This is a genomic window from Streptomyces achromogenes subsp. achromogenes, assembly GCF_000720835.1.
In the GTDB taxonomy this organism is placed as follows: domain Bacteria; phylum Actinomycetota; class Actinomycetes; order Streptomycetales; family Streptomycetaceae; genus Streptomyces; species Streptomyces achromogenes.
This window is the reverse complement of record NZ_JODT01000157.1, coordinates 1-204: the sequence shown is the minus strand read 5'-3', so window position 1 is coordinate 204 and position 204 is coordinate 1. Positions and strand designations below refer to the sequence as shown.

Below are 204 nucleotides of genomic sequence, written 5' to 3'. Positions count from 1 at the left end.
AGTTTGCGGTGAGCGCCACCGAGTACGGGTCGGTGACCTTGTTGGTGACCACCTCGCGCACGCTCGGCGCCCACACCTTCACCACGTACCGGTACGGCTTGCCCCTCCAGGACGCCGGCCCCGTCACGGACCACACGCCCGTGGCATCGTCCCGCCGCATCCTCTTCAGCGAGCCGTCCAGCTCCAGCGACACGCTCTGCGCCG

General features: G+C 69.6%; 1 protein-coding gene. It reads right to left on the bottom strand.

Going from position 1 to position 204, the window contains the following annotated elements; genetic code table 11:
- Positions 1-204, bottom strand: a 204-nt coding sequence (locus IH25_RS40395; protein ID WP_157847090.1) for a hypothetical protein, incomplete at both ends; no start/stop codon positions are given.